Below are 6,453 nucleotides of genomic sequence, written 5' to 3' on the forward strand. Positions count from 1 at the left end.
GGGAACCGGAGAACGCGAGCTAAGCGGTTCGGCCGTTAGAAACTATCCCGCGCGTTCCCGGTTACGCGTGACGTTATCCGACTGAGCATTTCGATTACCTTCACATCTACAAATGAATGACGTAAATGACGGCTGCTACCCTGTTCCCCACTTCCGCGTACTTTCAGCCTCAGGTCGATACGTCGGCTTTGGCTGGTACAATGGGGTGGATGGCTGCGAAATCTACGAGCCAGATGGCGACGATGGCGATGCAATCGGATATGTCTCAGGCTCGACTATAGAATCGTCAGGTGGCAACGTAGTTGGCTCTGTTAAGAACGGGATTCTCTACTATGATGACGGCGAGGAGACAGGTACGTATACGGGCGACCGGGTTTACAGCACCGAAGGTGCCCTGATGGCAACAAGCAGCGGAGAAGGCGATGACACGGACAAGGCTGGTGCTGCTCTGTTGTTGATATTTCGACGGTGGGGCAATGCAGACGGGAGCCCAAACCTAATGGTGCGATGACTCTGATCCAGCCATCGAAACGGATAACCAAGCCGTGAACCGGAGAACGGCTTGCAAGGTTTTACAGATGGATAGTCAACTGTCCGTTCCCGGTTACGGCAGACGTTATCCCACTGAAATGAAGACTCCGATCATTCTTTCATCGCTGCTTGCAATTGGCGTCGTTGCATCGTTTGCAAACATCAACCGCTTTGAGTTGCAACTTGACCGAAACCGAACCAGTAATCCACTGTCGTTCACAGAGCATGAGATTTACCGCAGTCGAACGATCCGTGGCTGGCCGCTCGCATCCTACGCGTTCGGTGGTGGCAATACCCTGGCAAAACTGCATCTCACAGGTCCACTTGGCGGAGAACACACTTGGGCCGTTGAATCCACCAATCTTGCCGCTTGGTTATTGCTGATTTTGTTGGCGAATCTTGTGACCGGTGCTACTCTCGTGGCATCGCTATTTGCTGCAACAAATCGCCTATCAGTGGGACGTGCTAGAATGCCGAAATTCACCATAGCATCGATGCTATTTGCAACGATGCTGGTGGCGATAGTGCTCGCGTTTCGGCAGGACTTCCCTACCCTTGCTTACCTTGCTGGCGTTTCAGGCTTTTACTACGAGCCGACACGGGTACTGTACTACGCCTCCATCTTCATTATGTTGCTAGCGATCGGATCTGTTTTGGTCAACGCCGCTCATTTCGGGAGCAATTTCCTTGGCTCGATACCCAAAGCAGAGAGCGGATAACGATTGCATGCACCGGAGCAGGTGTGTCTTCGCTCCGGTGGTTGCCTTCGGCATTTTACCGCCTCCGCTCCGCCACCCCTGCCCGGTGATGCTGGGCGTTCCCCGACTGAATGGAAGTACTGAATACGCTTCATGCTTTGGCCGATTGTCCTACCGTTTCAATTGACGGGCGTTGCTTTCCTGCTTGTGGTCGTACTTCTTACTGCCACCCGAACGCCACGGAAATGGAGTCGCATCAAGACACTGCTGATTTCGTCCATCGCGGCGATCGTTCTTTTCATACCCTCGTGCACCGGTGTCATGTTGGTCACGGACTCAATCCGCTTCGGGCACTTTCATTACGACTCGTTTGAGGCAATCCCTGACTTTCGATCGCAACGCTACTTGCCCACGGCCGCATCGAACATTGAGATGCACAAACACGCCAATGGTTACAGAGCACGGTACGACATATCCGCGGCCGACTTCGAGGCCTATCTCGACGGATTGTGGACGCAATACGGTGAGCATTCCGCCGTTGAACGTGGTGGTTTCATGGACGAGGGGCAAACGGTGTCGCCTGAGCTATTCAACCATACATTTGACGGGCTAAACTGGACGTGTCCCGCGACTGCTATTGTCTATTACAGTCCATCCGAGGGTGATGGCGGTGGCGCGACGTATTACTACGATGCCGACGCGGGCCTAATGTTTCAACGAACGGGGTTCTGGTGATCTGCATGGAAGAAGTGGGGAACCATCCCGTGCACCGGAGCCGGGCTTGCGCGGTTTCACAAATGGACGATCAACTCTCCCGGCCCGGTGACGGGCACCGTTCGCCGATTGAATTTGCCATACTCAGCAATGATGGACACCGCAAATCCCTACGCTACGCCTCGCGTCGCCATGGAATCTCCGCCAAGGCGACGCCGCATATCCGCCACGAGCGTGTTCATTGTTTCGGCGGAGATAGCGTTCTTGACATTGTTGTTCGCACCTTCTCAATCACACCCTGCGCCCTACACCGCGACCGAGCAATTTCTCGCGACGCTCACATCTAGCTGGGGCATGATTGTCACGTTCGTGCTCACTGTCGCTGCCTTCGCTACTATCGTTTTCGTTTCATCGCAACGACTCAGGTCATGGTTCGCTGGTACGCAAACGCACCCGAATGATGTGTAGCACTTTGCGTGACGGTTTGTACGAGAGTGATACGCCCGGTATGCTCAGGTCTGCGTCGGTCGCGGGGCCAGACGTTCATCCGCTGCAAATGCGGCGAACCATGACATGCACGGGAGGACGGCTTGCGTGTCTTTTGAAGTGGAAAGTCAACCGTCCGTCCCCCGTGATGTCTACCGTTATTTGGCCAAGTCCAATAGTTCTGCCAGCCACTTCCATCATATGCATGAATCAGAATCCGTACGAAAGTTCAGCCAACTTCGCGCCCAACAGAAGGTTTGACTGGGCATGTCTCGGTAGAAGGCTGGTGATGCTGCACCCACCGCTGTACGTACTTGGTGTCCACCTTTGCTATCTCTCGACGCTAGTGCAACTAGGTATGATTTCGAACGGGCCTGCGTCAATCGAATACCAACTCTCTCACGATCCGATAACACTCGCATTGAAAGGCATGTCTTCGATCATGGGGTTGGTTTCGCTCTTCGCTGTACCATCCGGCGCATGGCTCGCGTGGCACTTTCCGTTCGGGCTCGAAACTTCACTACATCGCGTGGCGTCACTCACTACGTACTTTGCACTCTTTGTATTTTCGTTCTGGTTCTACTACGCCGACCCTTTCTGGGCCTTTTATTGGTATGCTTATGCTCGCTAACTCTGTTTGCGAACAATGACGCTAGCTCGAATGGGACGTTGTTTCACCTATCGGCCAAATAACAATCGGGTTGGACGCGGAGCCCTCGAAAGCGTCTTCTTGAAAATGGTTGATCTTTCGCTCGGCCCCGGTCAACCCAAACGTTCGCCGACTCAGCAAATACCAACGTGAATCCGTACGAGACTCCATCGCCATCGCAATTGACATCAAAGCGTGCGTCTCCATTCCGGCACTTCGTGATGGCGTCCATGTCTGCGTTGGTCGGTTTCATCATTGCCGGTCCTGGCATTGCTTACCTCACCAGCGATATGAACCGTCGGATGGCTGCCGGGCGTCGATACGCAACTTATGATCCGGAACTCTACTTGTTCGGCATCTCGATTGCCCCGGCTACTGCCCAGTTACTCGCGTTTTGCGTCGCTCCGCTTTTGATGGCGTTGTCGGCGTTCCTTGTCTACCGCGGAGTGAAGCATCGGCGACACATTGTAGTTGATGGGAACACCGACTGACGTAACCGACGCTCGTTGCCTCGGCCACCATGACTACTAAACTTGAACTTGCATGCGTTTGATACTTTTCGGAAACCCTGCCGGAATAGAGGCGAACCATGCGATGCAACGGAGTCGGGCTTGCGCGGTTTCACGAATGGAAAGTCAAACGTCCCGACCCGCTGATCGCTACCGTTATCCGACTGAAATCACTGCAACTACATCACGATGATAAACTGCACAAACTGCAACATTGCTTTCAGTCCTAGCTTCGCCACATGCCCAAGATGCAAGTCGTTTGAGACGCCGCCTGCAATACGAAACCGATACCTCACGCAAGATGCGAAGAACCGCATCTCGGATGGCCAGCCTTCCTCCGATGTTCGCGATTACCTGATCGCGAACGGTTTCTCCGATGCTGATGCCGATGCGTTGGTGGGTGACGCTGCATCGGGACTTCGCTCTGAAACTCGCGGTTACGGCTTTCGCCGATTTATCGTTGGCGTGCTAATGCTGACTCTTGCTGGTCTATTTGCTGCGGTGTTGCAATCGGGCGCGCGTGTACGGGGTTCCGGATTTGCTATCGGATTCATGATCTTGGCTGGCGGCGGGTTGCTTGCAGCGTTTTCCGGCGTCTACACTATGCTCTCGGGTCGGGAATCGAAACTCGTCGGCAAAATCCTCGACCAAACTGACCGTTTCAACACGTAGCTAAAGACGGCGGATAACCATCCGATGCACCGGAGTCGGGCTTGCGGCCGTTTTCAAATGGAACATCAACTCTCCCGACCCGGTGATCGGTAACGTTCTGCAACAATGACCAAGACTTTCATACTTCAACACGAACATGAATGGTGTGATCGCGAGGACGTGAAATTCATCGGCGTTTACGCCACACACGACGACGCGCGGGCGGCGATGGAGCGTCTGCGCGTTCAACCTGGATTCCGCGATTGGCCAGATGGTTTCTCGATTGCGGAGTACGAGATCGGAGTCGACCACTGGACGGAAGGCTTCGTTACCATGATCAACATCTTGGTTCCGTCTCGTACCAATGCTGGCACTTACCTCGTCGCCGGTTCCGCTTGGCGGCCTGGTGATTTTTACGAAATCGTTGATGTTGAAGATGCTGCTGACGCCATATTTGGTGTCGGCGATGTAGTACAATGCGCGGAGGATGCTGTACCCGGTCACGGTGACTGTATGCTCGTTGCGAAAAGTGCCGTCCAAGACAGTGCAGAACCATGACATGCACGGGAGAACGGCTTGTACGGTTTTTGAAGTGGAAAGTCTTTCGTCCGTTCCCCGTGATGTCTACCGTTATCCGACTAGGCTCCACCCGGCACATCCCTGTTTGGCCACCTGACCTATCTGGAACGCCTACGCCGTAACGCTAGCAACTGCAACCGTTTTTGGACTGCTGCTTATGTCGCTCCTGCTTTCCCCGCGTGAAACGGTGTCTGGATTCCGGCGCATTTTCGACACACGCATTCTTCGACGCTCGATTCGCGATGGACGCCGGTTCCGTATTTCCAGTGTTCTCTGGCTTACCGCCTTCATCGCGTTGTCTATCGCAATCTTCCGAACCATGCGCAATTCTCCGGTCCCCTACTTGATCGTGCCTTTGGCCGGGGTGATGATGCTATTGGCTCGACTTGCTATTCACTCCGTTACCGATACGCGGGTTCGTCGCCTACCACCAACTGTCGATTTTGACAACGATTTGTCGCAAAGGCATAACCGAGAAGACGGCGGACAACCATGACATGCACCGGAGTCGGGCTTGCGGCCGTTTCCAAATGGAACATCAACACTCCCGACCCGGTGATGTCGGACGTTATCCGACTAAAGAACGCGACCTACTTTAGCGACCTGCTCAATTCGCCATGTTGCAACTGATCCGCAAATTGTTCGGCACCGAACACACCGACAACACAAAGCCAACGTCCGAGATGTCGGATGCTGATCTGTGGGATGAATTACTCACGACCGTCCGCCCACCGCGATCAAAACCGCTTCGTTCACGTCTATCTGACCCGCAATTCGCTAACGTTCGCGAATGGCTTAAGCCGCCAACGGACTGCCCGATGGCAAAAGCAACGATGCGGTCCTTGATCGACGTTCAGCGTTCAAACAGTTGGAAGCAATTCGCAGAAATTGCGCTCCTATACGAGAACGACGATGAGTCGTATGACGAACCACCCGAAGCTTCAGTGCACGGCGTCGGCGGGCTCTGCCAGATTCTCGAACGACCGGGCATGATATGCTGGCGCACCAACCCTGACGATCCAGACGAATTCCGCAAAATTGAGATCTCACTAAATCGCGGATAACCATCGCATGCAACGGAGCGGCGGTGGAGACGATTTTACCAATGGTGGCTCAACTCCCGCCGCCCGCTGATGCGTGACGACTATGAAGTCCGTGGTTTGACCAGAGGCGTCTGGCCGCTTTTGCTGACTTTTTCTACATCGGTGATTCTTCTGTTTTCGTCTTGTGGCTTAGGGTGTGGATTCGGCTGACTTTGGACGTTGACGCTTACGAGTTTCGGCGTGATCCGATTCGGTACTATACGACTATTCGAGGTGTCGACGCTTGGACTTGGGCTAGCCAAGTCTGTCAGTGACAGCGTCGTCTCATCATTCCTTGCAGTACTAACGAGTCGGCTTGATTCATTGCTACTGCTGTATGATCTGAGCATGCGGTGCACGCTCAGGTCATCGCCAGTCACAGTCTTTGTCACGACCTGGCCAGAATGAATTCATCCTGGGGTCACGCGGTGTAGTGATCTTGGCGAAGGCAGAGTCCTGATCGGGTTCAAGCTTTGTTCTCGAGGACGTCTTGGTCGGTCAGTCGCGAGTCCAGGAGCGACACGGGGTTGGGCGGTGAAAGGTGGATTACAAAA

6 protein-coding genes are annotated in these 6,453 nt (G+C 54.1%); all 6 read left to right on the forward strand.

Annotation, left to right across the window (positions count from 1 at the left end):
• Positions 1-578: 578 nt before the first annotated feature.
• The 6 genes from RSSM_RS20095 (at position 579) to RSSM_RS33855 (ending at position 5,881) form a co-directional block, all read left to right on the forward strand.
• Complete coding sequence (locus tag RSSM_RS20095) at positions 579-1,250, forward strand: hypothetical protein (RefSeq protein WP_008682962.1); 672 nt, start codon at positions 579-581, stop codon at positions 1,248-1,250.
• A 132-nt stretch (positions 1,251-1,382) separates the two neighbouring features.
• Positions 1,383-1,964: a hypothetical protein gene (locus RSSM_RS20100; protein WP_236621257.1), complete on the forward strand. Its 582-nt coding sequence runs from the start codon at positions 1,383-1,385 to the stop codon at positions 1,962-1,964.
• A gap of 1,263 nt (positions 1,965-3,227) precedes the next feature.
• Entirely contained in the window at positions 3,228-3,569 is a 342-nt protein-coding gene (locus RSSM_RS20115; protein WP_044303115.1) for a hypothetical protein, read from the forward strand.
• 207 nt (positions 3,570-3,776) lie between these two features.
• Entirely contained in the window at positions 3,777-4,259 is a 483-nt protein-coding gene (locus tag RSSM_RS33280) for a hypothetical protein (protein WP_008682977.1), read from the forward strand.
• 105 nt (positions 4,260-4,364) lie between these two features.
• Positions 4,365-4,796 (forward strand): DUF7336 domain-containing protein, encoded by a 432-nt coding sequence (locus RSSM_RS34300; protein WP_008682978.1) that lies wholly within the window; start codon positions 4,365-4,367, stop codon positions 4,794-4,796.
• Between the two features lie 638 nt (positions 4,797-5,434).
• Positions 5,435-5,881, forward strand: coding sequence for a hypothetical protein (locus RSSM_RS33855; RefSeq protein WP_008682982.1), 447 nt, complete (start codon positions 5,435-5,437; stop codon positions 5,879-5,881).
• The last annotated feature ends 572 nt before the right edge of the window (positions 5,882-6,453 follow it).

Source organism: Aporhodopirellula sallentina SM41, assembly GCF_000346505.1.
GTDB lineage: Bacteria > Planctomycetota > Planctomycetia > Pirellulales > Pirellulaceae > Rhodopirellula > Rhodopirellula sallentina.

Coding starts and splice junctions, on each gene's coding strand:
- RSSM_RS20095 (WP_008682962.1), top strand. CDS start 579: ATGGATAGTCAACTGTCCGTTCCCGGTTACGGCAGACGTTATCCCACT.
- RSSM_RS20100 (WP_236621257.1), top strand. CDS start 1,383: ATGCTTTGGCCGATTGTCCTACCGTTTCAATTGACGGGCGTTGCTTTC.
- RSSM_RS33280 (WP_008682977.1), top strand. CDS start 3,777: ATGATAAACTGCACAAACTGCAACATTGCTTTCAGTCCTAGCTTCGCC.
- RSSM_RS34300 (WP_008682978.1), top strand. CDS start 4,365: ATGACCAAGACTTTCATACTTCAACACGAACATGAATGGTGTGATCGC.
- RSSM_RS33855 (WP_008682982.1), top strand. CDS start 5,435: ATGTTGCAACTGATCCGCAAATTGTTCGGCACCGAACACACCGACAAC.